Origin of the sequence: Comamonas sp. C11 (genome assembly GCF_024496285.1) — a bacterium.
Classification (GTDB): domain Bacteria; phylum Pseudomonadota; class Gammaproteobacteria; order Burkholderiales; family Burkholderiaceae_C; genus Comamonas; species Comamonas testosteroni_F.
Genome location: NZ_CP101743.1, coordinates 5,609,514 through 5,636,206, shown reverse-complemented (window position 1 = coordinate 5,636,206; position 26,693 = coordinate 5,609,514). Strand labels below are relative to the sequence as shown.

Annotated in this window: 27 protein-coding genes; 14 read left to right on the top strand and 13 right to left on the bottom strand. The window is 62.5% G+C overall.

Annotation, left to right across the window (positions count from 1 at the left end; genetic code table 11):
* Positions 1-11: 11 nt before the first annotated feature.
* The gene (gene mnmA, locus NOX35_RS26050; protein WP_256495236.1) at positions 12-1,142 is read left to right on the top strand and encodes a tRNA 2-thiouridine(34) synthase MnmA; all 1,131 of its coding nucleotides are present in this window, start codon (positions 12-14) and stop codon (positions 1,140-1,142) included.
* 3 nt (positions 1,143-1,145) lie between these two features.
* Here the strand turns inward: mnmA and NOX35_RS26045 are convergent, their stop codons facing one another.
* The 4 genes from NOX35_RS26045 to NOX35_RS26030 all read right to left on the bottom strand — a co-directional run bounded on the left by NOX35_RS26045 (position 1,146) and on the right by NOX35_RS26030 (position 5,274).
* A complete protein-coding gene (locus NOX35_RS26045) occupies positions 1,146-2,342 on the bottom strand; it encodes a transcriptional regulator (RefSeq protein WP_256495235.1) in 1,197 nt (398 codons plus the stop codon).
* Between the two features lie 57 nt (positions 2,343-2,399).
* Positions 2,400-4,280: an ATP-binding protein gene (locus tag NOX35_RS26040; protein ID WP_256495233.1), complete on the bottom strand. Its 1,881-nt coding sequence runs from the start codon at positions 4,278-4,280 to the stop codon at positions 2,400-2,402.
* A 21-nt stretch (positions 4,281-4,301) separates the two neighbouring features.
* Positions 4,302-4,994 carry a response regulator transcription factor gene (locus NOX35_RS26035; RefSeq protein WP_256495231.1) on the bottom strand — a complete coding sequence of 231 codons (693 nt, stop codon included), beginning with the start codon at positions 4,992-4,994 and terminating at the stop codon, positions 4,302-4,304.
* A gap of 61 nt (positions 4,995-5,055) precedes the next feature.
* Complete coding sequence (locus NOX35_RS26030) at positions 5,056-5,274, bottom strand: hypothetical protein (RefSeq protein ID WP_256495229.1); 219 nt, start codon at positions 5,272-5,274, stop codon at positions 5,056-5,058.
* Between NOX35_RS26030 and NOX35_RS26025 the strand changes: the two genes are divergently transcribed.
* Entirely contained in the window at positions 5,273-5,965 is a 693-nt protein-coding gene (locus NOX35_RS26025; protein ID WP_256495228.1) for a TerC family protein, read from the top strand. The two genes, NOX35_RS26030 and NOX35_RS26025, sit on opposite strands and share 2 nt — an antisense overlap.
* A 74-nt stretch (positions 5,966-6,039) precedes the next feature.
* Here the strand turns inward: NOX35_RS26025 and NOX35_RS26020 are convergent, their stop codons facing one another.
* The 4 genes from NOX35_RS26020 to NOX35_RS26005 form a co-directional block, all read right to left on the bottom strand.
* Positions 6,040-6,465 carry a barstar family protein gene (locus NOX35_RS26020; RefSeq protein ID WP_003072350.1) on the bottom strand — a complete coding sequence of 142 codons (426 nt, stop codon included), beginning with the start codon at positions 6,463-6,465 and terminating at the stop codon, positions 6,040-6,042.
* 142 nt (positions 6,466-6,607) lie between these two features.
* Positions 6,608-7,027: a ribonuclease domain-containing protein gene (locus tag NOX35_RS26015; RefSeq protein WP_182285035.1), complete on the bottom strand. Its 420-nt coding sequence runs from the start codon at positions 7,025-7,027 to the stop codon at positions 6,608-6,610.
* 177 nt (positions 7,028-7,204) lie between these two features.
* Complete coding sequence (gene putP, locus NOX35_RS26010) at positions 7,205-8,728, bottom strand: sodium/proline symporter PutP (RefSeq protein WP_198424705.1); 1,524 nt, start codon at positions 8,726-8,728, stop codon at positions 7,205-7,207.
* Between the two features lie 127 nt (positions 8,729-8,855).
* Entirely contained in the window at positions 8,856-11,324 is a 2,469-nt protein-coding gene (locus tag NOX35_RS26005; RefSeq protein ID WP_256496963.1) for a penicillin-binding protein 1A, read from the bottom strand.
* A gap of 266 nt (positions 11,325-11,590) precedes the next feature.
* Between NOX35_RS26005 and NOX35_RS26000 the strand changes: the two genes are divergently transcribed.
* Positions 11,591-12,076, top strand: coding sequence for a glutathione peroxidase (locus NOX35_RS26000; RefSeq protein WP_182285034.1), 486 nt, complete (start codon positions 11,591-11,593; stop codon positions 12,074-12,076).
* A gap of 66 nt (positions 12,077-12,142) precedes the next feature.
* Here NOX35_RS26000 and NOX35_RS25995 read toward each other — a convergent pair whose 3' ends face one another.
* Positions 12,143-13,054 carry a LysR family transcriptional regulator gene (locus NOX35_RS25995; protein WP_182285033.1) on the bottom strand — a complete coding sequence of 304 codons (912 nt, stop codon included), beginning with the start codon at positions 13,052-13,054 and terminating at the stop codon, positions 12,143-12,145.
* Positions 13,055-13,185: 131 nt separating this feature from the next.
* Here NOX35_RS25995 and NOX35_RS25990 point away from each other — a divergent pair, with 131 nt between their 5' ends.
* From NOX35_RS25990 to ycaC, 3 genes are all read left to right on the top strand, one after another.
* Positions 13,186-14,106 (top strand): pirin family protein, encoded by a 921-nt coding sequence (locus tag NOX35_RS25990; RefSeq protein ID WP_182285032.1) that lies wholly within the window; start codon positions 13,186-13,188, stop codon positions 14,104-14,106.
* Positions 14,107-14,195: 89 nt separating this feature from the next.
* A complete protein-coding gene (locus NOX35_RS25985) occupies positions 14,196-14,891 on the top strand; it encodes a hydrolase (protein ID WP_182285031.1) in 696 nt (231 codons plus the stop codon).
* A 39-nt stretch (positions 14,892-14,930) separates the two neighbouring features.
* Complete coding sequence (gene ycaC, locus NOX35_RS25980) at positions 14,931-15,560, top strand: isochorismate family cysteine hydrolase YcaC (RefSeq protein WP_256495226.1); 630 nt, start codon at positions 14,931-14,933, stop codon at positions 15,558-15,560.
* A 103-nt stretch (positions 15,561-15,663) separates the two neighbouring features.
* On the opposite strand, the gene NOX35_RS25975 is transcribed toward ycaC, so the two are convergent.
* Positions 15,664-16,068 carry a helix-turn-helix domain-containing protein gene (locus NOX35_RS25975; RefSeq protein ID WP_256495225.1) on the bottom strand — a complete coding sequence of 135 codons (405 nt, stop codon included), beginning with the start codon at positions 16,066-16,068 and terminating at the stop codon, positions 15,664-15,666.
* Positions 16,069-16,231: 163 nt separating this feature from the next.
* Here NOX35_RS25975 and NOX35_RS25970 point away from each other — a divergent pair, with 163 nt between their 5' ends.
* A complete protein-coding gene (locus NOX35_RS25970; protein ID WP_256495223.1) occupies positions 16,232-17,239 on the top strand; it encodes an NAD(P)-dependent alcohol dehydrogenase in 1,008 nt (335 codons plus the stop codon).
* A gap of 877 nt (positions 17,240-18,116) precedes the next feature.
* Here NOX35_RS25970 and NOX35_RS25965 read toward each other — a convergent pair.
* The 3 genes from NOX35_RS25965 to NOX35_RS25955 all read right to left on the bottom strand — a co-directional run bounded on the left by NOX35_RS25965 (position 18,117) and on the right by NOX35_RS25955 (position 20,815).
* Positions 18,117-19,181 carry a PAS domain-containing protein gene (locus NOX35_RS25965; RefSeq protein ID WP_182285027.1) on the bottom strand — a complete coding sequence of 355 codons (1,065 nt, stop codon included), beginning with the start codon at positions 19,179-19,181 and terminating at the stop codon, positions 18,117-18,119.
* A complete protein-coding gene (locus NOX35_RS25960; RefSeq protein WP_182285026.1) occupies positions 19,174-19,992 on the bottom strand; it encodes a hypothetical protein in 819 nt (272 codons plus the stop codon). The genes NOX35_RS25965 and NOX35_RS25960 overlap by 8 nt, the downstream gene beginning before the upstream one ends.
* Positions 19,993-20,239: 247 nt before the next feature.
* Positions 20,240-20,815 carry a flavin reductase family protein gene (locus NOX35_RS25955; protein ID WP_256495221.1) on the bottom strand — a complete coding sequence of 192 codons (576 nt, stop codon included), beginning with the start codon at positions 20,813-20,815 and terminating at the stop codon, positions 20,240-20,242.
* A 103-nt stretch (positions 20,816-20,918) separates the two neighbouring features.
* Here NOX35_RS25955 and NOX35_RS25950 point away from each other — a divergent pair, with 103 nt between their 5' ends.
* From NOX35_RS25950 to NOX35_RS25920, 7 genes are all read left to right on the top strand, one after another.
* Positions 20,919-21,293, top strand: coding sequence for a VOC family protein (locus tag NOX35_RS25950; protein ID WP_003072386.1), 375 nt, complete (start codon positions 20,919-20,921; stop codon positions 21,291-21,293).
* A 252-nt stretch (positions 21,294-21,545) separates the two neighbouring features.
* Entirely contained in the window at positions 21,546-21,788 is a 243-nt protein-coding gene (locus NOX35_RS25945) for a hypothetical protein (protein ID WP_182285024.1), read from the top strand.
* A gap of 192 nt (positions 21,789-21,980) precedes the next feature.
* Complete coding sequence (locus NOX35_RS25940) at positions 21,981-22,592, top strand: class I SAM-dependent methyltransferase (RefSeq protein WP_256495220.1); 612 nt, start codon at positions 21,981-21,983, stop codon at positions 22,590-22,592.
* Between the two features lie 72 nt (positions 22,593-22,664).
* Entirely contained in the window at positions 22,665-23,438 is a 774-nt protein-coding gene (locus NOX35_RS25935; protein WP_256495219.1) for a hypothetical protein, read from the top strand.
* A gap of 82 nt (positions 23,439-23,520) precedes the next feature.
* Positions 23,521-24,357, top strand: coding sequence for a tRNA-uridine aminocarboxypropyltransferase (locus tag NOX35_RS25930; RefSeq protein ID WP_371878561.1), 837 nt, complete (start codon positions 23,521-23,523; stop codon positions 24,355-24,357).
* A 155-nt stretch (positions 24,358-24,512) separates the two neighbouring features.
* Positions 24,513-25,475, top strand: coding sequence for a transporter substrate-binding domain-containing protein (locus NOX35_RS25925; RefSeq protein WP_256495216.1), 963 nt, complete (start codon positions 24,513-24,515; stop codon positions 25,473-25,475).
* A 50-nt stretch (positions 25,476-25,525) separates the two neighbouring features.
* On the top strand, positions 25,526-26,296 hold the full coding sequence (locus NOX35_RS25920; RefSeq protein WP_182285020.1) for a sterol desaturase family protein: 771 nt from the start codon (positions 25,526-25,528) through the stop codon (positions 26,294-26,296).
* Positions 26,297-26,693 lie beyond the last annotated feature (397 nt).

The following is a 26,693-nucleotide window of genomic DNA, read 5'->3' as shown; positions in this document are numbered from 1 at the left end:
ATCGCATACCTATGAGCAACAAGCAGCGTGTCGTGGTGGGTTTGTCGGGCGGTGTGGATTCCGCCGTCACCGCCTATCTTCTCAAAAAGCAGGGCCACGAGGTCGTCGGCATCTTCATGAAGAACTGGGAAGATGACGACGACAGCGAGTACTGCTCGTCGAATATCGACTTTGTCGATGCGGCGGCCGTGGCCGACGTGATCGGCATCGAGATCGAGCATGTGAACTTTGCCGCGGACTACAAGGACCGCGTGTTTGCCGAGTTCCTGCGCGAGTACCAGGCCGGTCGCACGCCCAACCCGGACGTGTTGTGCAATGCGGAGATCAAGTTCAAGGCCTTCCTGGACCACGCCATGCGCCTGGGAGCAGAAAAGATCGCCACCGGCCACTATGCACGCGTGCGCCAGAATCCGTCCACCCAGCTGTTCGAGCTGCTCAAGGGCCTGGATAACAGCAAGGATCAGAGCTATTTCCTGCACCGCCTGAACCAGGCCCAGCTGTCCAAGGCCATGTTTCCCGTGGGCGAGCTGCACAAGACCGAGGTGCGTCGCATCGCCGAAGAGATCGGCCTGCCCAATGCCAGGAAGAAGGACTCTACGGGCATCTGCTTCATTGGCGAGCGCCCGTTCCGCGACTTCCTGAACCGCTATATCAGCAAGGAGCCGGGTCTCATCCTGGACGACCGCAACCGCAAGCTGGGCAAGCATGTGGGCCTGTCCTTCTACACGCTGGGCCAGCGTTCGGGTCTGGGCATTGGCGGCGTCAAGGAAAAGGGCGCCGCCCGTGGTGCGGGCGACCATGCGCCCTGGTTTGTGGCGCGCAAGGAAATGGACAAGAACATTCTGCGCGTGGTGCAGGGCCATGACCATCCACTGCTTCAGTCGCATGCCTTGCTGGCCGATCAGGTCAGCTGGGTGGCCGGCCATGCCCCGGCCGAGGGCAAGGCCTACGGCTCCAAGACCCGCTACCGTCAGCCCGATTCGCCTGCGCTGATTTCCCAGGCCACGGATGCAGGCTTTCGCCTGGACTTTCCCGAAGCGCAATGGGCCGTCACCCCTGGTCAGTCCGCCGTGCTCTATGACGGCGATGTCTGCCTTGGCGGCGGCATCATTGCACAGGTCGATCCTGCGGCCGCTCCGTAATCGCTAGTAGTCGCGGTTTTCATCAAACCACCGCTGGGCCTGCTCATCCGTCAGATTCAGTGACAGTGCCGCAGGCAGTTGTGCCAGTTGCTGCACGGCCAGCCCCAGGTCTTCACGCTCGCTGGTTTCAATGCCTTTGACTGTGTTGAAGCGGGCGGTAAAGGTCGTCAGTGCAGCTTGCACATGGCCAAGGCTGCTGGCTTTGCCAATTTCTCGTTCGGCCAGCTCGTAAGCTGCATGCGCAATCCTGGCGCGGGCTGCGGGCCAGCCCGAAAATGGCCGCCCATATTCCTTGGCCCACCATTCAGGCTTGCGCAGCTGGCTGACAGATGTGTAGCCGGCCCAGGGTCGTGCCTTGGTGCGCTCCTTGAGCTGCTGGCGCAGGCGTTTTCCGGCGGCTTCTTCCACGTTGTAGGCGATGAAGAAGTCCAGCTCCGGCCAGGTTTGCAGCGCAGGCAGTCCCGACAGATTGCGCATAAAACGCAGTGATAGCGCCTTGAGCTGCGTGCATGAAGAAAGCTGGGCCAAATCTCTGTGATTACCCCACAGGGAGAGCGAGTCCAGCTTCGAAAACTGCAGCAGGTTTTGCAGCGAAATGGGTTGTTTTCCTGCGCCATTGCTCAGCTCCAGCGTGGTGACCTGTTTCAGGCAGCCCATGTCGGGCAGCTGGAAGGCTTCGTCGGCCGGGTTCTTGCTGGTGGCCGGGCTCAAACTCAGGCTTTCAGGCAGGCCTGCGGTGACGGTGATTTGCTCCAGATTGCCCTGCAGATGAAGGCGCATGCCCTGCTGCGGCAGCTTCAGGTGGATGTGGCCCTGATTGCCCGCTTGCAGATGAATGCTCAGCTCGCGAATCTGTGACTGGCTGGCGTCGATATGCACATCCTGCAGCAGCTGCGGGTGCCAGCTGAAGTTTTCGATAGGGCGCAGTTGCGCCCACGTGAAGAAGCCGCTGTCATTGCCCGTGTAGTAGAAGCTGCGCGGCCAGGGCGAGCCTGCGGGCGTGGCAAAGGGGTCGAAGCAGGACCAGAGCACGCAGGCGTCGACAGGCAGCCACAGGTCCGCTGTTTTCAACAGCTTCCTGGGGCCAAGGGTCAGGCTGCCCTGACCGGGGCTGGTTTTGAGTCTGTGCGGCGCGTCCGGCGTCAGCTGAAGGTTGAAGACGCCGTCTTCATACGGTGTTCCGTCGATAAGCAGGGGCATGCAGAAAGCATAGCGCAGTTGCCAGACGCTCTGGGGAGACGACGCGGAGCTCTGTACTCAGGTGTGGCGTTGTACCTTGCCGAACAGTGGCAGGCTCGCCTGCAGTTCGGTGCGGCCGGGGCGTGACTGTATGACCAGAGTGCCTTGCAGGCGCTCCAGACGCGCCAGCATGCTGCGCATGCCAACGCCCATGCTGTTGATCTGTGTGCTATCCAAATCAAAGCCTGTGCCGTTGTCCTCGATCTGCAGCTGCAACTCCCTGGAGTCGGGAGTCTCCAGCCGAACCTGGACCTGGCTGGCGCGGCTGTGCTTGATGACATTGGTCAATGCCTCTTCCAGCACACGGGTCAGCGTCAGGCACTGAATGGGGCTGGGCGCGTGAGCCCAGTATTCGGGCAGACGCCACTTCACCTGAATGTCCAGCTCCTCGAACAGCCGTGCAAAGCGGTGGCGCAGCGGAGCAAGCCATTGCATGGGTGTCTCGGGAACCTGGATGGCGGCGCTGGTGCCGGTATCAATCATCTGGCGCAGGTCGTCACGCATGAGCTTGAGCATGGACAGAACCTGGGCATTGGGCAAAGGGGTGCTGCTCTGCTCGACCAGGGCAATGGAGCGCACCAGAGATCCGCCCAGACCGTCGTGCAGATCCTGGGAAATGCGCAGACGCTCCTGCAGGCGGGAGTGGCTCAGAGCCAGATGGTGTTCCCTCTCCAGGGTCTGGCTCAGGTCGTCACAGGCCTGTGTGACGGTGAGACTGAGTTCGTGGTTGAAGTGCTCGATGCGGCGCATATTCCACACGACCTGTCTCCCCAGCAACCACGCGATCACCAGCATGCTCAGCAAGGTCGTGTAGGGAATCAGCGTCAGATTGTGATCCAAGGCCTTGGTCAGCAGCAGCAGGTCATGCACGCCGATGGCCAGGTAGAGCACGAAGCAGAGGCTGAAAACGATGTGGGCTGGCGTGCGTGTCTGCAGCGCGCGCAGTGGAAACAGCAGGCAGACCAGAGCGCAAAGACAGAACATCAGCAGCCAGACGGCCCGGCTCAGCGCTACCTGTGCATCGGGCACAGACAGTGCGAATACAGCACAGAGGCTGCATATGCCGGCCAGCGTACGTTCCAGGCGTATGAGGCGCAACTCCGCAAAACGCAGCGTAAAAATGCAGAAAGTGTAGGTAAATGCAATGAAAGCCAGAAGATTTCCCTTGGCAAAGGCCGGCGTGCTGCTGAAGGGCCAGGGATCAGTCATGACCATAAAGCAGAGCATCAGTGCCCAGCACATCAGATTGAGTGCGTACCAGCCATAGAGTTTTTGATTGCGGTTGTGGAGCCAGGCAAACGAAAACAGCAGGCATAGCACCAGGCTGACCGTGATGCAGACCATATAAATGGTGCGCAGGTTCCAGGTGGCTTGTGCCGTCCATTGCTTGAGTTCGGCTGGATGGCCTATGCGCAGCCGTCCCAGGCCTGGCGTCTGGCTGCTGAGCCCGTGGACGCGCACCCAGATGCTGTTGCCCTGCTCCTTGAGCAGCGCCTTGGGCAGCAGCCAGTAGCGTGGCATATTCCAGCTGCGGCTCAGCGGCTCCACCAGCGCTTGATCGCGCCAGATCAGTTCTGAATTCACGAACACCTCGCCCGCCATCACGATATTGACGACGGCCAGCGCCACGGGCTGATCGCGCCCGCAGGGGCTCTCCCAATCGATGCGGTACCAGGCTGCACCGTCATAGCCGGGCCAGCGCTGAGTCCAGTCATCCAGCCCCTGCACATCCACCCATTGCAGCAAGGCCGCATCGGGTGGAGGCCCCTCGGGCAGTGCCTTGGCCGATTGGCGGGCCACAATGCGCGGTTCACAGAGCAGGTCCTGAGGCCTGAGCTCCTGTGCCCAGGCCACGCCGCAACTCCAGCCCATGACGAGCGCAAATATCAGGCGGAGCATGAGAGCCGGCCGCTTGATCATTCAGCTAAGCAAACCGCGTGCCCGGGCCTCGCTGACCGCCTTGGTGCGCGAAGGCACGGCCAGCTTGCGGTAGATGTTCTTCACATGGCATTCCACGGTGTAGCGCGAGAGAAAGAGCGACTCTGCGATCTCCCGGTTGGTCATGCCGTCTGCAACCAGCTTGAGGATCTGGATTTCGCGGGCGCTGAGTATGGCTTCGGGCGGCATCTCCTTGTGCGCTTCCGTGGGCTGGGGAGGCTGCAGCTCGGCAATGATGCGCCGTGCAATGAAAGGGTCGATGGGCGCGCCGCCGCGCAGCACGCTGCGTATGGACAGGGTGACCTCCAGGTCGTCGCGCTCCTTGAGCACATAGCCGTTGGCCCCGGCGCGCAGCGCCGAGAGAATGGCGTCTTCAGTACTCCATGCCGAGATGACCAGAATTCCCATGCCGGGGTCGGCGGCGCGCAACTGGCTGATCAGCTCTATGCCGCTGCCGTCGGGCAAGCCCAGGTCCACCAGTGCCATGGCGACCGGATGCTCCGCCAGCCGGGCGCGTGCCTGCCCCAGGGTTGCAGCAAAGATGAGAGCATCATCCGCATATCCGAGGCCATGCAAAATGCTTTCCAGCCGATTGCGGATCAACGGCTCATCCTCCACCACGATCAAGGGGCTGGGGAGAATGGACTCTGTAGGGAGGGAAAAAGTCTCTGCCATATTGTATGAGGTGCCGCTGGTTTTCGTATCCCACTGTTACCGAGATCAAGTCGCTTGGCTATCACTGAAAACTGGTAATTTGAGGGGTCTGGGGTGCCTGTCGCAAAGCGGAGGCGCACTCCGTGGCCTGCAATTCCCATGACGTCAGAAGCAATACGCCGACAGCGGCTCCAAGAGGCAGTTGGCTAAACTTCCCTGCATTGATCACGCCTGGCTTTGCAATGCCGGGCGTTTGTCCGTTAAAGGTGCAACGGACAGAGAACTCAGGAATATTTTCCATGGATGCCATGCTCGGTGCCGATTTCTGGATCGGCTTGTTCAAGATCGTCTGGATCAACATCATTCTCTCGGGTGACAACGCGGTGGTCATCGCTCTGGCCGCACGTGGCCTGCCGCCGGAGCAGCAGAAGAAAGCGGTGCTGTTCGGCTCCGGCGCCGCCGTGGTGTTGCGTATTGCCTTGACAGTGGTGGCAGCCAAGCTGATGCAGCTGCCATTCGTCGAGGTGATCGGTGGCCTGCTGCTGCTGTGGATTGGCGTGGGCCTGCTCAAGGGCGAAGATGAAGGAGAGGATTCCGGCAGTGTGGCCAGGCAGGGCATGATGGCTGCCGTTCGCACCATTTTGCTCGCCGATCTGGTCATGAGTCTGGACAATGTGATCGCCGTGGCTGCTGCAGCGGGCGGCGATATGCTGCTGCTGATTCTGGGCCTGGCCATCAGCATTCCGCTGGTCATCTTTGGCTCCACGCTGATGATCAAGCTGATGGAGCGTTTTCCGGCCATCGTCACTTTGGGCGCGGCACTGATTGGCTGGGTGGCCGGCGAAACCATCACCAGCGACCATATGCTCGAAGGTTTTGTACGGACCAATCCCTGGGCGCATTACGCAGCGGCCGCCTGTGGCGCCGTGCTGGTGATTGCAATGGGCAAGTGGATGCAACTCAAGGCCGCAGCTCAGGGCCGCCCCGCCTGAGCCTTTGGTTCTGAAAGCAAAAACGCCCGCATTCAAGGCGGGCATTTTGTGTTGTGTGCGCCGCAGCAGCCGACCTACAGGAATGAGTAAAAGCAGCGGAAGGGAATCTTGCGCTCTGCCCAGAAGTCCGCAGTATCGCGGAACACGTCCAGCAACTGCTCGCGCACTTCCTTGTCGAACTTGGGAGTGGTCGGAATCTGGTCGAGCACCACCACAAAACCGGGTTGCGGGCCGGATTTGTTGATCGGGTCGGTCATGCAGTCATAAAGCGCATCCCAGTTCTTGCCAAAGTGTGCCGGCAGGTAGAACTGGGTGGACAGCAGCTCGAAAACATCGGCCTTGGTCTGGGCATGGGCCAGATTGGCATAGAGGAAATGGGAGCCCAGCGCCTCTGCTGCTGCCTGAAGATCAGGAATGCGATAGGCGCGAATGGATTGCACGATGTTCGGGCGAACATTGCGCAACGGTGTTTCCGAGGGCTTACGAAGTGGCGTGTCCATCTCCGTGATTCTTTCTAAAAACATCAAAACTGGTGGCAGAGTCGGTACTGACAGCGCTGCAGGCTGTCTGCGCAAACCGCCGCTGCGGAATTCAAGAGGTCAAAAGCCGCTGTATGGCGGGCCTGGAGGGCATCTTTTAACTTCATTGGACGATTTGCTGAAAGCTGTTGTAGTGGTCGCCAGTGTAGAAGCAGGCATCGGGAACCTGGGGCTGCAAGCCGCCACAGACTATGCGTCGTGCACCCCGGTTTTTCGCGCCTGGCGTGCGCACGGTGTATTCGCGGTAATAGCCTCTGGCCTGGCGCGGAAGTATGCGCTCACGGTTGCCGAAAACTGTGCCGTCCTTGTCGCTGGAAAACGGACCGCCCTGGAGGATTCGCCCATAGGTGGTGCGGCCTTCGCGCGGCAGATCGGCCAGGCTCACGGTCTCAAAGCCGGGAACGGTGGCACCGACTTCGGGCGCTTTTCGCGCCAAAGCCGCAGGGGATGCCAGCGCAAAAGCGGCACCCAGCATCAACGCTAAACCCGTCTGATATACCTTGGCTGCAGCGGCCTTGAGCATTCACTAAACCTTTCAGAATCTCAGGTAATGCCTGAAATTTCGACCCGCAAGTGTGACGGATAGGCCCTGAAAATGCAAGTTGCGCCTATTTTTTGTGCAGCCTGGAGAGCGGTTTTCGACGACAAAAAAGCCCTGGCGGCATGGCCGGGCAGGGCTTGGGCAGGGGGGTGACAGCGTTTATTCGCCGTGGGCAGCGATTTCAGCCTCCACCTCGCGGTGTTTGGCCGTGATCGTGGCCGAAGGTCCTTTGTCCAGCAGGCTGACCACTATGATTGCGATAGCGGACAACGTAAACCCGGGAACGATTTCATAGAGCCTGAACCACTGGTAATGCTGCCAGACCAGCACCGTGACCGCGCCCACAACCATGCCGGCCAGCGCGCCGTTGCGCGTCATGCGGGCCCAGAGCAGGGAAATCAGCACCAGCGGGCCGAAGGCGGCGCCAAAACCGGCCCAGGCATTGCTGACCATGCCCAGTACCTTGGCCTTGGGGTCTTGCGCAATGAGGATGGCTATCACGGCAATGGCAAACACCATGGCGCGGCCGAACCAGACCAGCTGCTTCTGGCTGGCGTTTTTGTGCAGAAAGGTCTTGTAGATATCTTGCGTGAGGGCGCTGGAGCAGACCAGCAGCTGGCAGGACAGGGTGCTCATCACGGCCGCCAGCACGGCGGCCAGCAGCACGCCGCTGATCCAGGGGTTGAACAGCAGCTTGGCGACTTCCAGGAACACGAGTTCATGGTTGCCGTTGACGTTCACCGCGATATCGGGGCGGCTGGCAAAGAAGGCAATGCCGAAGAAGCCCACGGCCACGGCGCCGCCCAGGCACAGCACCATCCAGCTCATGCCGATGCGGCGTGCGTTGGGAATGGTCTTGATCGACTCGGCCGCCATGAAGCGCACCAGAATGTGGGGCTGGCCGAAGTAGCCCAGACCCCAGGCCAGCAAGGAGACGATGGCGATCGCTCCCTGGCCCTGGAACATATCGAAGGCACCGCTGCGCGCAGTTTCGATGATGGCACTGCTGGCACCCACGCCGCCGTCGGCATAGATCACCATCAGCGGCGCCATGATCAGCGCGGTGATCATCAGCGAGGCCTGGATGGTGTCGGTCCAGCTCACGGCCAGAAAGCCGCCGATGAAAACATAGGCCATGGTGGCCACGGCGCCTACCCACAGGGCTGTCTGGTAGTCCATGCCGAACATGGACTCGAACAGGCGGGCGCCGGCGACCACGCCGGAGGCGCAGTAGACGGTGAAGAACACCAGAATCACCAGCGCCGTGACGATGCGCAACAGGCTGCTGCCATCCTCGAAGCGGTTGGTGAAGTAATCGGGCAATGTCAGCGCATTGCCCACCTTCTCGGTATAGACGCGCAGGCGTGCCGCGACAAAGCGCCAGTTGAGCCAGGCACCGATGCACAGACCGATGGCAATCCACGAGGCCGACAGGCCGGTGGCAAACACCGCCCCGGGCAGGCCCATGAGCAGCCAGCCGCTCATGTCCGATGCCCCGGCCGACAGGGCCGTGACCACCGAGCCCAGACTGCGCCCGCCCAGGATGTAGTCGGACAGGTTGGACGTGGCTTTGTATCCCGCCCAGCCTATGAGCAGCATGCCCAGCAGGTAGATGGCAAAGGTGACGATGGTTGGCGTATTGGCGGTCATGTCGGCTCCGGGTCGGCGCAGCGCTTTCGGCATGTGGGTTTCATGCCCGGCGAAAACAAATCCGCCAGCGGCCTCCTGGTGGGAGGCCTGCTGGCGGGTATCGGTCTGCAATTGGACCAGTTATTCGACAGCCCAGTGGGGCATGTGGCTGAAAACCGCGCTATGGGCTGTCTTGCGGCACATTCAGCGGCGCCGCTGGCGGCAGCGGTGTGCCTATATCGCTCCAGCTTGAAGGCGCGGGAGTTCTGGCCGGTGCCTGCATCATCTCGCCGGGTGCCAGTCCGGGGCTGCTGTCGAGATCAGGCGGCTGGGCGCCGCTGTCGGCCGGCGCCGGCTGGCCGCCGGTCGAGGGCGGCGCTGCAGGCGTGCTCTCTATGATGTCGACCTCGCTGCCATTGCTCCTGTTGGGCGCTGGATGGGTAGGTGCTGTCGGCGCTGTGCGATCGGGGTCGTTGCCCTCATCTGCGGGCCCGCTCCATTCCTGAACCTTGTCGCGCAGGCGGCCGACCAGATCGCTCCACCAGTGGCTGGTGTTGGGCTCGGTGAACCGGGCCTTGGCATTGAGCAGCGGGCTGCGCATGGCGCGCGACATGAAGTCACCCACCATGGGCAGGGCGCTGCGCGAGCCCTGGCCCCACTGGTCGCTCCGGAGCGTGATGCGCGCATCGTTGAAGCCGGCCCAGGCGCCGGCCACGATCTGCGGGTGCATGAGGATGAACCAGCCGTCGGCATTGCCCTGGGTGGTGCCGGTCTTGCCGGCCACATCGGCGCGAATGCCGTACTGCTTGCGAATCGCGCGGCCCGTGCCCTTGTCGATCACGGCGCGCATCATCTCCAGCAGACCGTAGTTCTCCTCCTCGTCCCAGACCTGATCGGGCTTGGGCGGGGTGAATTCGGCCAGCAGCTCGCCATCGGCATTCTCGATACGGGTGACCAGCTGGGGCGGGATGTAGCGACCGGAGTTGGCGATGCTGCCGTAGGCGTTGACCATTTCCAGCAGCGTGACGGGGCTGGAGCCCAGTGCCAGCGAAGGCACGGGCTCCAGCGGGCTCTGGCGCACGCCCAGGCCGCGGGCCAGCTTGATGACGCGGTCCATGCCCACTTCCTGGCCCAGCTCGGCAGTGATGGTGTTCTTGGAATAGGCCAGCGCATCGCTGAGCTTCATGGGCACGCCCGTGGGCTCGACGGCGTCGCTGGGGCGCCAGACTTCGCCGCCGGGCAGCTGGATTTCCACGGCTTCGTCCTTGCGTGTGTCATCGGGCCTGGCGCCGCGCTGCAGGGCTGCGCCATAGACAAAGGGCTTGAAGGTGGAGCCGGGCTGGCGGCGTGCCTGGGCCACATGGTCAAACGCATCCTGGGCATAGTCGCGGCTTCCCACCCAGGCCAGAACGGCCGAGGTGCGCGGGTCTATGGCCAGAAAGCCGGCCTGCACGCGGGTCTTGTCCTCGCGCAGCTGCCTCATGAAGGCCTTGTCGGCCAGCAGCTTCTTGAGCGCCTCTTCCTCGCTGATGTCGGAAGGCCTGCCACTTCTGGCGAGCTTGCGAAAGGCTTCCGTCTCGCGCACCAGTTGCAGCACCAGGGCGTTCTCGGCGCTCCAGCCGTCGCGGTGGCTCCAGTTGTTGTTGGCAATGCCCTGCAGCGTATGCATCTGGCGGTTCACGGCCTGCTGCGCCCAGGTCTGCAGACGCGAATCCAGAGTGGTGCGCACCACCAGACCGTCGGTATAGATGTTGTAGTCGTGCTTGTCGGCCCAGGCGATCAGCCATTTGCGCAGCTGCTGGGAAAAATGCGGCGCCATGCCCGTGGGTTCCTCCTGGCGCTCGAAGTCCAGACGCATGGGGCGCTTCTTGAGGCGCTCGAACTCATCGTCCTTGAGCTCGCCGCGCTTGACCATCTGACTCAGCACGGTGTTGCGCCGGGCAATCGCGCGGTCGGGGTTGATCACGGGGTTGTAATAGGCATTGCCCTTGAGCATGCCCACCAGCGTGGCGCTTTCCAGCACCGTGAGCTTGGCCGCCGGCTTGTCGAAATAGGTGCGCGCCGCCATCTCTATGCCATAGGCGTTGTAGAGAAAGGGCACGGTGTTCAGATAGGTCTCGAGAATCTCGTCCTTGGTGTAGAGCGCCTCGATCTTGAAGGCCGTGATCGCCTCCTTGAGCTTGCGGTTCACATTGCGGGCGCGGCCGATTTCCGTGGGATAGAGATTGCGTGCCAGCTGCTGGGTGATGGTGGAGCCGCCCTGGGGATTGCCGCCCAGCGTATGGATGACCGAACCCACGGTGCGCGTGAAGTCCATGCCATGGTGCTCGTAGAAACGATGGTCTTCGGTGGCCACGAGTGCCTTGACCACGGCAGGCGAAATCTGCTCCAGCGGCACCCACTGGCGGTTGCTGCGCTTGAACTCTCCGATCAGCTTGCCGTCGGCGCTCAGGATCTGGGCCGGTTGCTCGAGCTTGGCCTTGCGGATGTCGCTGATGCTGGGCGTGAACGGAATCAGCAGCAGCACATAGACGACAAACAGCACCGGCAAGGCCGCGGCAAACCACCGCCATTCACGCCGCGTCGGCCAGCGACGCCACCAGGGCAGGGCCGCAATGCGCTGGCCGGCAGTGCTGGCGCGAGCGCGCATCCACAGAGCCGTGGCCTGAGCTACCCATTTTTCTTTCAATTCGTTCAAGGACAAACGCACGTTGCAAGGCAGCCCGCCAAGGGCCGCAAGAAGGCAAGACTGCGAAGAATGCCCAAAAAACAGGCGCTCTGCTTGCGGGGATCGGTTTTTCTATGGTCGCAGCCCCGGTATTGTCTCCGTGGCGTGGCTGCGCAGGCTTGTTTCCAATGGTGAGATGTTTTGCCGACGGCCTTAAGCTTGGGGCTTCACTTTGGCGGGAGATCAGCATGGCGAACAGCGTTTATGACTTTGAAGCCACCGACATCCAGGGGCGCAGCATTCCTCTGTCGCAGTACCAGGGCAAGGTATTGCTGATCGTGAATACCGCCAGTGCCTGCGGCTTCACGCCCCAGTACAAAGGCTTGCAGGCACTGCACGAGCAATATGCGGACCGGGGCCTGGTGGTGCTGGGCTTTCCCTGCAACCAGTTCGGTGCCCAGGAAAAAGGCTCGGATGACGAGATCGCGAGCTTTTGCGAGCTGAACTTCGGCGTCAGCTTCCCGCTCATGCACAAGATCGAAGTCAACGGCGACGGTGCGCATCCGCTGTACCGCTGGCTCACCTCTGAAGCGCCGGGCGTGCTGGGCACCAAGTCCATCAAATGGAATTTCACCAAATTCCTCGTGGGCCGCGACGGGCAGGTGATACGCCGCTACGCGCCCCAGGACAAGCCCGAGAAGCTGGCGGACGATATCCAGGCGGCTCTGGGCTGATGCTTTAGCTATCGTTTCGATAGCTTGCGGCGCTTACCCAGAAATTGCTGCAGGCGGTTTTGATGCTCATTCTTCCGACAAGGTCCTGAAGGACTGGGCCAGATGGTCGAGCAGGGCGCGCACGGCGGGCAGCTGACCGCGACGCGAGGCGTAGACGGCGTGGATGATTTCGGAGCGCGGCTCCCAGCCCGGCAGCACCTGCACCAGCGTGCCGCTGCGCAGGTCCTCGCGCACGAACATGCTGGGCAGCTGGACCACCCCGGCGCCCAGCAGAGCCGCATCGCGCAGGGCCAGCATGGACTGCGTCACCAGCCGCGGCTGGTGCCTGACCTCGGCGCGCACGGCGTCGGGTCCGTGCAGCACCCAGCGGTGGGTTTCCTGCAGGCCGCCCATGTCCAGGCTGGGCCAGGCCGACAGGTCCATGGGGCCGCCGGGCTGACCCAGGCGCTGCAGCAGCTCGGGTGCGGCCACCAGGCATTGCCGGCGCTCTGCCAGCGTGCGCAGCACCAGATCGCTGTCCTGCAGCGGCGGCGGGCGCACGCGCAGGGCCAGATCCAGCCCCTCGCCGACCACGTCCACGCGCCGGTTGGTCTCGTCTACCTGCAGCTCCACGCGCGGGTACTGGCGCATGAATTCGCCCAGCATGCGACCCACGCGTGAGGCCAGCAAGGCCACGGGGCAGCTCATGCGCACCTTGCCGCAGGGCTCGGAATGCACCAGCGCCACCGACTCTTCGGCGGCCTCGGCCTCGGTCAGCATGGCGCGGCAGTGCTGGTAGTAGCGCTTGCCCACCTCGGTCACGGCAAAGCTGCGCGTGGAACGCAGCAGCAATTGCGCGCCCAGGCGCTCTTCGAGCAGGGCCACGCGGCGGCTGAGCTTGGACTTGGGCAGCCCCAGGGCGCGGCCTGCAGGTGCGAATCCACCATGCTCGACCACCTGGGCGAAGTAGTAGAGCTCGTTGAGATCGGGCAGCTTCATCGTTTTAAAAATAGAACTCTGAGGCTGAATATTGTGGGCTACTCAAGTCATCGTTCCAAATTCATACTTTCTCCATGTTCAACGCCTGCGGCATCCACAGGGACCGCAGGCCAGCCGCAAGGAGAAATGTCATGCTCAAGAAAATCCTGGGTGTCTACGAAGCTCCCCGACCCCACTGGGTGGGCAATGGCTTTCCGGTGCGCTCGCTGTTCAGCTATGGCGACCACGGCAGGGCCCTGAGCCCCTTTCTGCTGCTGGATCACGCCGGTCCCCAGAACTTCACGCCCACCACGGTGCGGCGCGGCGTGGGCACGCATCCGCACCGCGGCTTCGAGACCGTGACCATCGTCTACGAGGGTGAAGTGGCCCACCGCGACTCCACGGGCGCCGGCGGCACCATCGGCCCCGGCGACGTGCAGTGGATGACGGCGGCCTCGGGCATCCTGCACGAGGAGTACCACTCCGAAGCCTTTGCCAAGAGCGGCGGCCCGCTGGAGATGGTGCAGCTGTGGGTCAACCTGCCGGCCAGGGACAAGATGTCCGCCCCCGGCTACCAGACCCTGCTGAATGCCGACATCCCGCAGGTCGCGTTGGCGGACGGTGCGGGTCATCTGCGTGTCATTGCCGGTGACTACCTTGGCAGCGAGGGGCCTGCCTATCGCGGCCCGGCGAAGACCTTCACGCCCATTGATGTCTGGGATGTGAGGCTGAACGCCGGAGCAGCCACCGAGCTGCAGGCCCGGGCCGGCCGCACGCTGGCGCTGGTGGTGCTGCACGGCACGCTGCTGGTCAACGGACAGGAGATTGCCCGCGCCGGACAGCTGGTGCATATGGATCGCGCTGCGGACAGCGTGCATCTGGAAGCCAGCAGCGACGTCACGCTGCTTTGGCTGTCAGGCGAGCCGATTGACGAGCCCGTGGTCGGCTACGGCCCCTTCGTCATGAACAGCGACGAGGAAATCCAGCAGGCGCTGGAGGACTTCCGCAGCGGCCAGTTCGGCCGCATTCCGGCGGCCGAGCGCCATGCGCCCACGGCCGTGCCGAACCACTGAGCCCTCAGTGCCACCGTATCCCCGGCCCTGCAGCGATGCGGCCGGGGAGCGAGACCTCTGCCTTCGCACCCAACTCCAAGGAGACTTCCATGAGCATCCAGACCGCAGCCATCCCCGCCAATTTCAACGGCGCCAAGCCCGTGATTGATCCCGACAACGTGGCCATGCTGCTGATCGACCACCAGAGCGGCCTGTTCCAGACCGTGCAGGATATGCCGTTCACCACGCTGCGCCGTCTGGCCAGCACGCTGGCCAAGATCGCTTCGCTGGCCAAGATCCCCGTGATCACCACGGCCTCCGTGCCTCAGGGCCCCAACGGTCCGCTGATTCCCGAAATACACCAGAACGCACCTCACGCCACCTACGTGGCACGCAAGGGCGAGATCAATGCCTGGGACAACGAAGACTTCGTCAAGGCCGTCAAGGCCACGGGCAAGAAGCAGCTCATCATCGCCGGCACCATCACCAGCGTCTGCATGGCCTTTCCCTCCATCGCTGCCGTGGCCGATGGCTACCAGGTGTTTGCCGTCATCGACGCGTCGGGCACCTACTCCAAGATGGCCGAGGAAATCACTCTGGCCCGCATGCTGCAGGCCGGTGTGGTGCCCATGGATACCGCGGCCGTGGCCTCGGAGCTGCAAAAGACCTGGAACCGCGACGACGCGGCCGAGTGGGCCCAGGCCTATACAGGCATCTTCCCCAACTACCAGTTGCTGATTGAAAGCTACGCCAAGGCGCAGGAAGTGATCCAGAACCACGAAGTGCTGGATTCCCGGCGCGTTTGATTTTCCTCACCCCCTCCACTACCTCTGAAGGAGATCGTCATGAGCAACAAACCCTATATTCGCCTCGACAAGGACAATGCCGCCGTGCTGCTGGTGGATCATCAGACCGGCCTGCTGTCCCTGGTGCGCGATATCGACCCCGACAAGTTCAAGAACAATGTGCTGGCCCTGGCCGACATGGCCGAGTACTTCAAGCTGCCCACGATTCTGACCACCAGCTTCGAGACCGGCCCCAACGGGCCCCTGGTGCCCGAGCTCAAGCAGAAATTTCCCACGGCTCCCTATATCGCCCGTCCCGGCCAGATCAATGCCTGGGACAACGAGGACTTCGTCAAGGCCGTCAAGGCCACGGGCAAGAAGCAGCTCATCGTGGCCGGCGTGGTGACCGAGGTCTGCGTGGCTTTCCCCGTGCTATCGGCACTGGCAGAAGGCTTCGAGGTGTTCGTCATTGCCGATGCCTCTGGCACCTTCAACAGCATGACCCAGCAGGCCGCCTGGAGCCGCATGGAGCAGGCCGGCGCCCAGCTCATGACCTGGTTCGGCGCGGCCTGCGAGCTGCACCGCGACTGGCGCAACGATATCGAGGGCTTGGGGACTCTGTTCTCCAACCACATCCCTGACTACCGCAACCTGATCAACAGCTACACCACGCTGACCGCCGGCAAGTAAGCCCTGCTGCTTCAGACCCAAGCCCGCAAGCTTTTGCAGCCTGCGGGCTTTTTGCTGTTGATTTATTGGAATTGATAGCTGTTGACGCTTGATGGGTAGGCGTTCAAGCCTGTTTCTGCTTCAAGTCTGGAAGGCAGCTTGCGCTGTTCTGATCTGTGTCATGCATGGGCTCGGCCTCGGCCTGAGCAAAGTTCTTGCTGTATGCGATGCCCCAGTTGCGCATGGCGATCAGCACCGGCTGCAGGCTGCGGCCCAGCTCGGTCAGCGCATAGTCCACGCGCGGCGGCACTTCGGCATACACCGTGCGCTCCACAATGCCGGCCTCTTCCAGCTCGCGCAGTTGCAGCGTCAGCATGCGCTGGGTGATGCCGGGGATGGCACGGCTCAGCTCGCCAAAGCGCTTTTTGCCATGCAGCAGCTGGAACAGGATGATGGGCTTCCAGGTGCCGCCCATGACCGACAGCGTCACCTCCACGGCGCAGCCGCTCTTGCTGTTCAATCGTTTCATGGGCACCTCGCTGCAGTTCTGGACGCCAACATCGTAGCGCCGGCCCGTAGTCATGCATTGCTTACATTTTTAATACTACCCAACAAATATGTTGGTACTGGCGGCTGGAGTGCATAGACGGCACCATGCAGAGCATCTGTTTCACCCTCTTGAGGAGCACTCCATGAAAGTCATGCAACTGGCCGCCCCCGGCGGTTTTGAAAACCTGAAGCTTGTCGACCTGCCCGCACCTGCGGCGCCTGCTGCGGGCGAGATCCAGGTGCGTATTCACGCCAGTTCGCTCAACTACCACGACCTGGGCGTGGTGCGCCGCCCCGGCGCGGCGGCCGACGGCCGCATTCCCATGGCAGACGGCGCTGGTCTGGTCACGGCCGTGGGCGCAGGCGTGACGGAATTTGCCGTGGGCGATGCCGTGGTCTCCACCTTCTTTCCGCGATGGCTGTCGGGCCGCCATGTGCCCTCCGACTTCCAGCTCGTACCCGGCGACGGCGTGGACGGCTTTGCACGCGAGTTCGTGAACCTGCCCGCCACCAGCTTTACCCATGCACCCAAGGGCTGGAGCCATGCCGAGGCCGCCACGCTGACCACGGCCGGCCTCACCGCCTGGCGTGCGCTGGTGGTGGACGGGCATCTCAAGGCCGGCGACACCGTGCTGGTGCTGGGCACGGGCGGCGTTTCCATCTTTGCGCTGCAGATGGCCAAGAGCATGGGCGCCACCGTCATCGCCACCACCTCCAGCGCGGCCAAGGCCGAGCAGCTCAAGGCATTGGGGGCCGATCTGGTGATCAACTACAAGGAGCAGCCCGAATGGGGCGACGCCGTGCTGGCCGCCACCGGCGGTCGCGGTGCCGACATCGTGGTCGAGGTCGGTGGCCCCGGTACCCTGCCTCAATCCATTCGCGCCTGCGCCGTGGGCGGTCATATCGCGCTGATCGGCGTGCTGACCGGCTTTGCGGGCGCCGTGCCCACGGTGGAGATGATGCGCAAGCAGCAAACCCTCAAGGGCCTGATCGTCGGCAGCCGCGAGCAGCAGCAGGACATGGTGCGCGCGCTGGAGAACTTCGGCTGGAAACCCGTGATCGACAGCCGCTATCCACTGGAGCAGATGGTGGCGGCCTTCGAGCACCAGGCCGCTGGCAGGCATTTCGGCAAGATCTGCCTCGAATATTGATAGCTGATGGCGCTTTGTGCGCCTGAGTTTGAGGCTGATTGGGCATGTGGTTCTTGGTGGGCCGCATGCCCTTCTTGTTTTGATAGCTGTCAGCTCTTGGTTTGCCTTGTGCTAAGTTCGATTTGGCTTGAGTTTTTTGTTCCGGGGACATGCCTTGTCGGCTGACAGAAGGCAGGTCTCGGCCCGCCAGCCGACCTACTTTCTTCGCAAGAAAGTAGGCAAAGAGCCAGCCCCTGCTGCCCACGACCCTCCGCTTCGCTGCGGGCAACCTGCGCCGTCAAGCTCTTGGGGCTGTGCGGCAAAACTCACTTCGCGCTTTCAGCGCTCCGTTCAAACAGGTCGCCGCAGATTGGATGACGATGCAGTTGCACTCTGCGGTGCAACTGCCAGCCCCAAGAGCTTGCCGTCGCCGGCGTGGGCAAAAGGGGCAATACCGGATGCGGGATAGCTTCTTTGTGCTTTTGATAGCTGCTTGCGTTTGCTGAATAAGCGTTACAGCCCGATTTGCTCATAGCTCTCGCAGGCCACCCGCATTCACCCGTGTGTCTGTGCCTGCGGCACGCGGTTCGGGCTGCGGGCATTGGCACCGAAGAGTGCCAATGCAGCGTGCTCTGACTTGCGGCAACCTGTTTGAGCGGCGCGCGCAGCGCAAAGCGAGTTTTGCCGCACCGCAGACTGAATGGCGTGACGCAGGTTTGCGCGTAGCGAAGCGTAGGGACGCGGACAGTCGGGGCACGTTCTTTGGTTACTTTCGTGCGTGAACACGAAAGTAACTCGCCTGCCGGGGCGAGACCCGGCCTCAGAACTCAAACCAAGCAAGGTGCTAAAAAGAATAGCTATAGCCGTAAGCTAGGCAAGCCCTAAAGCGCAAAAAAGCTCAGTTCTCAGCCCCCAACACCACCTTCGCCGTCAAAGCAGTCCGCCCCGGCGACGACTCAATCCCCAGCAGTCCACCGACCCGCGCAATGCGCACCGCCATGGAGCGCATGCCTAGGCCCAGGCCCGACGCATCCACGGCCTGCACATCGAAGCCTACGCCGTCGTCCTCGATCTCCAGCAGCAGCTCCTGCGCTTGAGGCTGCACCAGCGACAGGCGCACATGACGGGCCTGGCTGTGCTTGATGACGTTGGTCAGCGCCTCTTCGATCAGCCGGGTCAGAGCCAGGTATTGCAGCGCGTTGGGTGGCTGGCTCCAGCTTTGCGGAAACTGCCAGTCGCAGCGCACACCCAGGGCCTCGAACAGGTCGTTGAAGCGGCGGCGCAAGGGGGCCAGCCATTCCTGTGGAGTGGCGGGCACGCGCACCTGGACCGAGGCGTTGCTGTCTATGCTCTGGCGCAGATCGTTGCGGATGAGCTTGAGCATGGACAGCACCTGGGGCCGGGTCAGGGCATCGCTGCCCTGCTCGACGGACGCAATCATATGGACCAGCTCGCTGCCCAGGCCGTCGTGCAGGTCGTGGGTCAGGCGCAGGCGCTCCTGCAGGCGCGCGTTGGAGAGTTTCTGGGCCTCGAGCTCGGCCCGCAAATGCTCGGATTTTTTCTGCTCTGTGATGTCGAAGGTGAAGCCGATCAGCGCTGTGGGCTGGCCCTGTTTGTCGCACAGCACATGCACGACTTCCTTGACCCAGACAAAGCGGTTGTCGCTGGTCAGCGCACGGTACTCGGCCTCGTGATCCACGCCAGCCAGGCAAAGCTCCACGCAGCGCGAGACGGTTTGTTCGCGCTCGTCGGGGTGGATGCGTTCGGCCCAGTCGTTCACGGTCTCCCAGCTCTCGGGACTCCAGCCCAGCAGATCAGCGATCTGCGGGCCGATATAGCTGTATTTCTTCGTGGTCCAGTCAATCTTGAAGGGAATCGCCAGGGTGGACTCCAGCAGCGTCTGGTAGAGGCCGTTGTCCGTGTCGGGTTCAAGGGTACGCAGGCGGGGGCGGGCTTCAAGCATGGGACGCTCCTGTCAGATCGAGAAGAGGGTGGGTGGTGGGCAGCTCGTTCCAGAACCAGTAGAAATAGCCGCCCTCGGTCTGCAGCAGGGTCTGGGTTTTGACGCTGGATCGCTCTATCCCGCGCCAGCAGGCCAGGGCCGCATTGCGGTTGCCGTGCAGATCCAGGCAAGTCTGCCCGGGCAGATTGGGCCGGGGAGGCACATACAAGGCCATGCCACGCGGCAGCCAGAGGTCGGCGAGACAGATTTTCTGCTGCTGTGGCCAGTACTTTCCCACCGAAATCACCAGCGGCAGGTGCGGGTCGATGGAGGTGAAGACATGCGGGAAATCGTGATGCTCGAGGTCGGTACAGACCTTGCCCAGCAGGCGGTAGCCGGTGCCCTCATAGGGCGAGCGGTGCCCGGCAAACATGCCGTACTCATAGTCGACCAGCGAAAGATGCGGCTGTGGGCTGGTGATGCGAATTCCCTGGCCCGGCTCTATCAGCGTCATGCCGAATGCCGCTGCAGTTTTATGCGTGGCTGCAATGGCCTTGTACTCGACCCGATCGGCCTGGAACTCCAGTCTGGTCTGATTGCCGTACTTGGGGTCCGGGTAGGTGGTGGTCGCAGAAAGGACGCGGTATGCGTTGCCGAGGGCGGCATTGGGATCGCTGGTGGCAGGCTCCATCAGCTTCAAGCCTGTGGGCAGCTCTGCGCAATAGTGCGGGAACCCGTGGATATTGCAGAAAAACGGTGTCTGCGACAGATCGACCGACGTCGGCGCATCTTCCTTGATGAACAGCACGGGATCAAAAAACTCTTGCGCCATGGCCTGTCACTTCACGGTGATTGATAGCAGAGATCGTTGCCCTATGCGGCGGTACGGCACCTGCAGTCACGGGTTGTTTGATATGTCAGTCAGTGATGCAGTCTAAATCAAGGCGGTTACAAATACCCGGGTGCGCAGGCGCTGCGGGCCAGGGCGCCTGAGGGTGTCAGTGGCTGTCACGGCAAAGTGCGAATTATTTTGATAGCTGCCATCGCTTTATGCATAAGCGATGCAGCCATGAAACCTTCTATTTCACGAGCACCGATTCGCCAATCGCGAAGAACTGCCCGCCCGCCACATAGTGCAGGGTGCGCAGTTCGGCAGGCGCGGAGCCGAACTCCCAGTGTCCATTGCGGAACACGCGTTCGTCGGCCCAGGCTGCCACGACTTCGGCGATGAACAGGTCATAGCTTTGCTGGTTATGCGGCTCGGGGATCAGCTTGCAGACCAGCCAGGCTGCGCAGCCTGCCACCAGCGGTACAGCCAGGCCCGGTGCGTCGAAAAGCTGCACTACATGCTTGGCGAGTTTGTGAGGTTCGGTCGCTGCGCTGTCCGTACCTATGCCCACCGTCAGGGCGGCCTGGGGCACGGTGGGCAGTTGCAGGGCGAAGAGGCCGCTGCCCTCGACCAGCGCACGCGTGCGCGTGGCCTTGTCGAGCACCACGCTGATCTTGGGCGGTGCGAAATCGAGCGCGCAGACCCAGGCAGCGCTCATGGCGTTGCGCTCGCCTGCATGCTGGGCCGAGACGATGACCGTGGGGCCGTGATTGAGCAGGCGGTAGGACTTGTCCAGGGGAACCGGGGTGAAATGGTCTGGCAGCATGGTGGGCTGAAAATGGGTGACAGAAGAGGACGGCAAGCTCCCGTTACGATGGCTTGCCTATTTCCCATCTTCGCCCGAAACAGGGCTTTTCCAGGAGACAACCATGTTTAGCCACATCATGCTGGGTGTAAATGATCTGGAGTCCAGCAAGCGCTTTTACGACGCACTGCTGGGTCAGCTGGGCATTGCGCCCGGCGTTGCCAACAAGAACCGCTTCTTCTACCGCAGCCCCACGGGCGTGTTTGCCATCTCCACCCCCATCAACGGCGAGTCGGCCAGCTCGGGAAATGGCGCGACCACGGGCTTTCTGGCACAGTCCACCGATCAGGTGAATGCGGCCCATGCGGCGGGCCTGGCAGCGGGCGGCGTGTCTATCGAGGACGCGCCGGGCTGGCGCGGCGACTCCATGTATCTGGCCTATCTGCGCGACCCCGACGGCAACAAGATCTGTCTGGCCTATCGCCCCGCGAAGGCCTGATTGAGGCCGACTGAACCAGGGCCGCGCAAGCGGCCTTTTTTGTCTTCAGCGGTGGGGATCAAAAACAGGAGCTTTCTGCGCTTTCAGGGCAAGGCCTTGAGCCCCGAATGGCAATATGGGGCGCGGTCATGCCCGACCTGCAAGCGGTGATGCTGCTTTGGCCCCCGGTGCAAAACCGGGGCAGGCGGCACAATGGCTGTTTTGCAGCGCGGGCAGACGTCCGGGGTCTGCACCACATTCAGTAGTTTTTTCATGACCAACACCTCCACTCCTGCCGAAGACCATCTGTGCGACGCCTGTGCCGGCATTCAGCGCAACTGGCGCAAAGCCCCCGGCCATGCCGAACTGATGCAGCGCGGCAACCGCAAGGAGGAGCGAGGCTCGAGCACGGCGACGGTGACCCGTTATGTCTGCGAGCGCTGCGGCACGGTGTGGGACTACGAGAACAACAAGCAGGATCAGCGCAAGGGCTGGTCGGTAGTGGGCCGGGTTTAACCCTCTCAGGCGCTGCGCGCCTTCCCTCTTTCCCCTTTTCCCGCTTCGCGGAAGGAGGGCGGCGCCATCGCCGCGAGGCGGCTCTTGCTTGGCGTCTCTGCGTTGTAGTGCGCCAGTCGCCAAGGCTCAGGCGCAAGAATAGCCAAGCCGTGCGGCGTCTTCGGGCGCCGTTTGTTTTTTGAAGGAGGCTGCGTGCAATCAGCAAGCAACGAGTGGTTTGACGAGGCGTATTACCAGCGCTTTTACTTTGACAAGAAGACCAGCGTGATCGACCCAGAGCACGCGCGGCGGCTGGGTGCGTTTGTCTGCTCGTATCTTGCGTATCTGCGCGTGCCCGTGCAGCGTGTGCTTGATGTGGGCTGCGGCATAGGCCTGTGGCGCGAGGCGATGCAGACGCATTTCCCGGGCGTGCAGTATCAGGGCGTGGAGTTCAGCCCCTATCTGTGCGAGCGCTATGGCTGGGAGCAGGGCTCGGTGGTGGATTGGCAGCCCAAAGATGGCCAGCCTTTCGATCTGGTGATCTGCCAGGGCGTGCTGCCCTATCTGAGCCCGGCAGATCTGAAAAAGGCACTGGCCAATCTGGGCCGGCTGTCGCGCGGCGCTCTCTACATCGAGGCCGTGGCACGTGAGGACTACGAGCGCGACATCATCGACGAGGAACTGACCGACCCGCGCCTGTATCGCCATCGTGCCGAGCTGTACCGCCGCGGCCTGCAGCCTCACTTCAAGGAGCTGGGCGGCGGCGTATGGCTGAGTCGTCAGGCCGATATGCCGCTGTTCGAGCTGGAGTGCGTTGGGAGCTGAAGCCTCTTGTTCTTGGTGATTTCGGGGCCTGCACCTATATTGCGGGGCTTGCGAACTCACAAGGATATGCAGATGCCTTATCGCTGGATCAAACGCTGCGCAGCCTGGACCGCTGCCATGGCTGGCGCAGCCCTGCTTCTGGCCTGCTCGGACTCCAAGACTGAAGCCCCGGCACAGGCCCCGGCCGTTGCACCGGCGCCCGCGCCTGCACAGCCTGCCGCCCAGGCCAAGCGCGTGATCGACCAGTTGTTCAGCACCGAAACCATAGGCATGAATCTGGCCTATGTGGAAAAGATTGCCGGCCCGGCCATGCGTTCGGAATTCCACCGCCACCAGTTCCGCACCGACGGCTGCGATATCACCCTGGTCAGCGACGAGGCCGACAAGGTGATCGAGTCTGTCGAGATCGATATCGCGCCCAGCTGCAATCTCTCGCTCAAGAGCGTGTTGAACGTGTCCGAGGGTCAGCCCGACATCAAGCTCGGCGATCTGACCTTTGGCGGCTTCGAGCCTTTGCTGGACAGCCGTTACTACGCTGACTGCCTGACGCTGTGCGGCAATGCCGCCGACCCCGTGGTCTATCTGGAGGCCAAGGGCTCGCGCTTGACCAACTTCATCAATTACTCGGTGCAGGCCCCCATGGTGGACGGCAAGGTGCTGAATGCGACTGCCGCCTGGCGCGATGCCATGGTCAAGGCGGAGTCCGAGGACTATGTGCTGGACACACGTTTCAACTGTGAGCCGGACCGATTCAGGAGCGTGATCTCTGCCGGACTCAGGAATGCCGGGCCCACGGTGTTCAGTTTTGGCCGTGGTCCGACCTTCGAGCAGGGCGACTGCGACTAAGCAGGCGCTCCTGCAGCATCAGCACTGGAATTGGCAAAGACGGGACAATCCGGGCATCTGTCTGAACCTGCTGGTGTCCGTCTTGCCCGTTTCCATGCCCTTGTCCCCCGCCGCTCTGACCCCGCAGAAAAGCGTTGCCTCCACGCTGGCTCCGCATGCCGTCTCGCGCTTGCGCCAGGCCCGGCTGGCGCGCAGCACGCGTCCGTTTCTGGCGCGTGGCGGCCCCAAGGGCGAGCGCTGCGAGGGCTGCCGTTTGCGCCCCTCGCACTGCATGTGCGCGCTGCGCCCCGAGCTGGCCACGCGCGCGGCCTTCTGCCTGCTGATGCATGATGCCGAGCCGCTCAAGCCCAGCAACACGGGCTGGCTGATTGCCGATGTGGTGAAGGACACCCATGCCTTTGGCTGGTCGCGCACCGAGGTGGATCCGCAGCTGGAGGCCTTGCTGGCCGATCCGCAATGGCAGCCCTATGTGGTGTTTCCCGGCGAATATGCCGAGCCTGCCGAGCGTGTGGTGGAGACGCTGGACGGCGGCGACAGCCGCGCGCTGCAGCCCGGCAGGCGCCCGCTGTTCATACTGCTGGATGCGACCTGGTCCGAGGCACGCAAGATGTTTCGCAAAAGCCCGTATCTCGATGGCTTTCCCGTGCTCAGCTTGCACCCGGACCTGATCTCGCGCTATCAGTTGCGCAGATCCAAGCGCGACGACCATTTCTGCACCAGCGAGGTGGCGGCCCTGTGTCTGGAACTGGTGGGCGATGCCGGCGATATGCAGGCCGGCCGCGTGCTGGAGAGCTATCTGGGCGTGTTCACCGAGCATTATCTGCAGGCCAAGCACCAGCAGCCGGTCGATGAGGCCGACAGCATCCACCAGCGCCTGCGTGAACTGATGGGGACGCCCCCCGCCAAACGCGACGCATGAAGCGCCGTGCAGGCATAAGCATTCCACTCAAAGCAATAAGCGAACACGGACAATCGGGCCAGGGCCTCATGACTGCATGAGGTGTGTGCCGGATCGGGTGGGTGATAGCGCCGATGACCAGAGGTCTCGGCGCTTTTGTTTTTCGGGAGTGGGTGATGCGCAAGTCGTTGAAATGGGGTGGTCTGGCAGCAGCGCTGGTATGTGCGGGTTCGGCCATGGCTGCGGGCAAGACCGAAGCGGCGAGTTCCAGTATCGGCTCCGGTATCGATACGGCGGTGGATCTGTCCGCATCGCCCACGCTGCAGCGCTGGCAGGCTGGCGGCACCGTGGTGCTGGGGGTAAGAGAGGCAGCAGTTCCCATGTCCTACGCGATCGGTGCCAACGAGAAGTTCGTCGGCTATCACATGGACCTCTGCGAGCGTGTGGTGCATGCGATCGCGCCCCGGGCCCAGCTCAAATACATGGTGCTGACGCCGCAGAACACCATGCCGCTGATCAACAACGGCACGGCCGATTTCAACTGCGCCAGCATGACCAACAACCTAACGCGCCAGAAGCAGGTGGCGTTTGGCTTGACCACCTATGTCAGCGAGGTGCGCATGGCCGTGCGTGCCGACTCGGGCATCACCTCCTTCAAGCAGCTGCAGGGGCGCAATGTGGGCGCCATCACGGGCACGACGGCGGTGCAGATTCTGCGCAAGTACGCCAGCGACAACGAGCTGAACTTCAAGACGCTGATGAGCAAGGACCAGTTCGAGAGCTTTCTGATGCTGGAGTCGGGTCGCGTCGATGCCTTTGTGCTGGACGACAACATGCTGGCCGGCGTGATCGGCCAGAGCAAGAATCCCAAGGGCTACAAGATCGTGGGAGAGGTGATCGGTGCCGAGCCGATTGCCATCCAGTTCAGCAAGAACGACCCGCAGATCAAGAAGGCCGTGGACGGCGCCATTTTGCAGATGATCCGTTCGGGCGAGCTGCACAAGCTCTACAACAAATGGTTCATGCAGCCCATTGCGCCCAAGAACGTGAACCTGAACCTGCCTATGGGCGAGGTGCTCAAGAAACAGCTGGCCGCGCCCAACGACACGCCGCTGGAGCAGTTCGTATTGCCCCAATAAAGCACTGGAGCGGCGCCAGTCGATAGACTGCATGGCAAACCTCAGGGGGAATGATTGCCGTGCTGGAGTACCTGGTCTATCCGCTGATTGCGCTGCTGTTCGTGGCAGTCTTCACGCGCGAGGTGATTGCGCCTGCCTCGCGCAATCTCTGCGACCGGCGCTGGCTGATCTACAGCAGCGCCCTGGGCGCGCTGACGCTGGTCTGCACGCTGGTGCTGGGCTGGTTGCTGGAGGAGCGCATTCGCCAGCATGCGCTGCTGGATGTGGGCGCACGCTGGAACCCGATGCTGGTGGGGCTGCTGAGCTTTTTCATCACCAGCTTTGTCTTTTACTGGTGGCATCGCGCCACCCATGCCTCTGACCTGCTGTGGCGCGTGTTTCACCAGCTGCATCACAGCGCGCGTCGCATCGAGGTGCTGACCTCGTTCTACGCCCACCCGCTGGACTCCTGCGCTGCCATGCTGCTGAGCGTGATCTCCAGCTACTGGGTGCTGGGTGCCAGCCCGGCGGCGGCAGCCGTGGCTCTGGGACTGACGGCGGCCTTCGACCTGTTCACCCATGCCGACATGCGCACGCCGCGCTGGCTTGGCTATGTGCTGCAGCGCCCGGAAATGCATACCGTGCACCATCAGCATGGCCACCATGCGCAGAACTACGGTCTGCCGCTGTGGGACATGCTGTTCGGCACCTGGACCAACCCCGCCGAGCGCGCGCAGAAGCTGGGCTTTGATGACGACAAGTCCGAACGCGTGGCCGAGATGCTGCTGTGGCGCGATGTTCACCAGAGTGCACCCGCCTGCGGGCGCCGCAAGTCATCCTGAAGCTTCGAATTTGATAGCTGATGATGCCGATGGGTGGAGCGCGGCGTGCTGTTTTTGTTCTTAATTGTTAACACGGCTTGCCAAGACCCTGCCAGAGCCCGGCAAGCTCTGCCTCTGGTTTGGGGCGGCGGCAAAAATCTGTTCAAATTGGCCCGGTCTGTTCACCTGTCAACAGACGCCAAGCCGTCTGGCTGTGGGCATTCATAACAATCTGCCGTCTCACCGTCAGTGAGCTGAAGCAGACAAATCGCCTGCCAGGTTCCGGCACCCCCGAGCGCGTTTTCATGCGCTCAGTGACCCCCGGGTCGCTGCAAAGAGCTGTTACTGCCTCTTTGCTCAAACTCTGAATACTGCTTCAGCCATGTCTTGTGCATGGCTGTGATTGTTTGTCTGCAAG

Excerpts from the sequence above, each read along its gene's own strand:
- mnmA (WP_256495236.1), top strand. The coding sequence starts at position 12 with ATGAGCAACAAGCAGCGTGTCGTGGTGGGTTTGTCGGGCGGTGTGGAT.
- NOX35_RS26045 (WP_256495235.1), bottom strand. The coding sequence starts at position 2,342 with ATGCCCCTGCTTATCGACGGAACACCGTATGAAGACGGCGTCTTCAAC.
- NOX35_RS26040 (WP_256495233.1), bottom strand. The coding sequence starts at position 4,280 with ATGCTCCGCCTGATATTTGCGCTCGTCATGGGCTGGAGTTGCGGCGTG.
- NOX35_RS26035 (WP_256495231.1), bottom strand. The coding sequence starts at position 4,994 with ATGGCAGAGACTTTTTCCCTCCCTACAGAGTCCATTCTCCCCAGCCCC.
- NOX35_RS26025 (WP_256495228.1), top strand. The coding sequence starts at position 5,273 with ATGGATGCCATGCTCGGTGCCGATTTCTGGATCGGCTTGTTCAAGATC.
- NOX35_RS26030 (WP_256495229.1), bottom strand. The coding sequence starts at position 5,274 with ATGGAAAATATTCCTGAGTTCTCTGTCCGTTGCACCTTTAACGGACAA.
- NOX35_RS26020 (WP_003072350.1), bottom strand. The coding sequence starts at position 6,465 with ATGGACACGCCACTTCGTAAGCCCTCGGAAACACCGTTGCGCAATGTT.
- NOX35_RS26015 (WP_182285035.1), bottom strand. The coding sequence starts at position 7,027 with ATGCTCAAGGCCGCTGCAGCCAAGGTATATCAGACGGGTTTAGCGTTG.
- putP (WP_198424705.1), bottom strand. The coding sequence starts at position 8,728 with ATGCCGAAAGCGCTGCGCCGACCCGGAGCCGACATGACCGCCAATACG.
- NOX35_RS26005 (WP_256496963.1), bottom strand. The coding sequence starts at position 11,324 with ATGCGCGCTCGCGCCAGCACTGCCGGCCAGCGCATTGCGGCCCTGCCC.
- NOX35_RS26000 (WP_182285034.1), top strand. The coding sequence starts at position 11,591 with ATGGCGAACAGCGTTTATGACTTTGAAGCCACCGACATCCAGGGGCGC.
- NOX35_RS25995 (WP_182285033.1), bottom strand. The coding sequence starts at position 13,054 with ATGAAGCTGCCCGATCTCAACGAGCTCTACTACTTCGCCCAGGTGGTC.
- NOX35_RS25990 (WP_182285032.1), top strand. The coding sequence starts at position 13,186 with ATGCTCAAGAAAATCCTGGGTGTCTACGAAGCTCCCCGACCCCACTGG.
- NOX35_RS25985 (WP_182285031.1), top strand. The coding sequence starts at position 14,196 with ATGAGCATCCAGACCGCAGCCATCCCCGCCAATTTCAACGGCGCCAAG.
- ycaC (WP_256495226.1), top strand. The coding sequence starts at position 14,931 with ATGAGCAACAAACCCTATATTCGCCTCGACAAGGACAATGCCGCCGTG.
- NOX35_RS25975 (WP_256495225.1), bottom strand. The coding sequence starts at position 16,068 with ATGAAACGATTGAACAGCAAGAGCGGCTGCGCCGTGGAGGTGACGCTG.
- NOX35_RS25970 (WP_256495223.1), top strand. The coding sequence starts at position 16,232 with ATGAAAGTCATGCAACTGGCCGCCCCCGGCGGTTTTGAAAACCTGAAG.
- NOX35_RS25965 (WP_182285027.1), bottom strand. The coding sequence starts at position 19,181 with ATGCTTGAAGCCCGCCCCCGCCTGCGTACCCTTGAACCCGACACGGAC.
- NOX35_RS25960 (WP_182285026.1), bottom strand. The coding sequence starts at position 19,992 with ATGGCGCAAGAGTTTTTTGATCCCGTGCTGTTCATCAAGGAAGATGCG.
- NOX35_RS25955 (WP_256495221.1), bottom strand. The coding sequence starts at position 20,815 with ATGCTGCCAGACCATTTCACCCCGGTTCCCCTGGACAAGTCCTACCGC.
- NOX35_RS25950 (WP_003072386.1), top strand. The coding sequence starts at position 20,919 with ATGTTTAGCCACATCATGCTGGGTGTAAATGATCTGGAGTCCAGCAAG.
- NOX35_RS25945 (WP_182285024.1), top strand. The coding sequence starts at position 21,546 with ATGACCAACACCTCCACTCCTGCCGAAGACCATCTGTGCGACGCCTGT.
- NOX35_RS25935 (WP_256495219.1), top strand. The coding sequence starts at position 22,665 with ATGCCTTATCGCTGGATCAAACGCTGCGCAGCCTGGACCGCTGCCATG.
- NOX35_RS25925 (WP_256495216.1), top strand. The coding sequence starts at position 24,513 with ATGCGCAAGTCGTTGAAATGGGGTGGTCTGGCAGCAGCGCTGGTATGT.
- NOX35_RS25920 (WP_182285020.1), top strand. The coding sequence starts at position 25,526 with ATGATTGCCGTGCTGGAGTACCTGGTCTATCCGCTGATTGCGCTGCTG.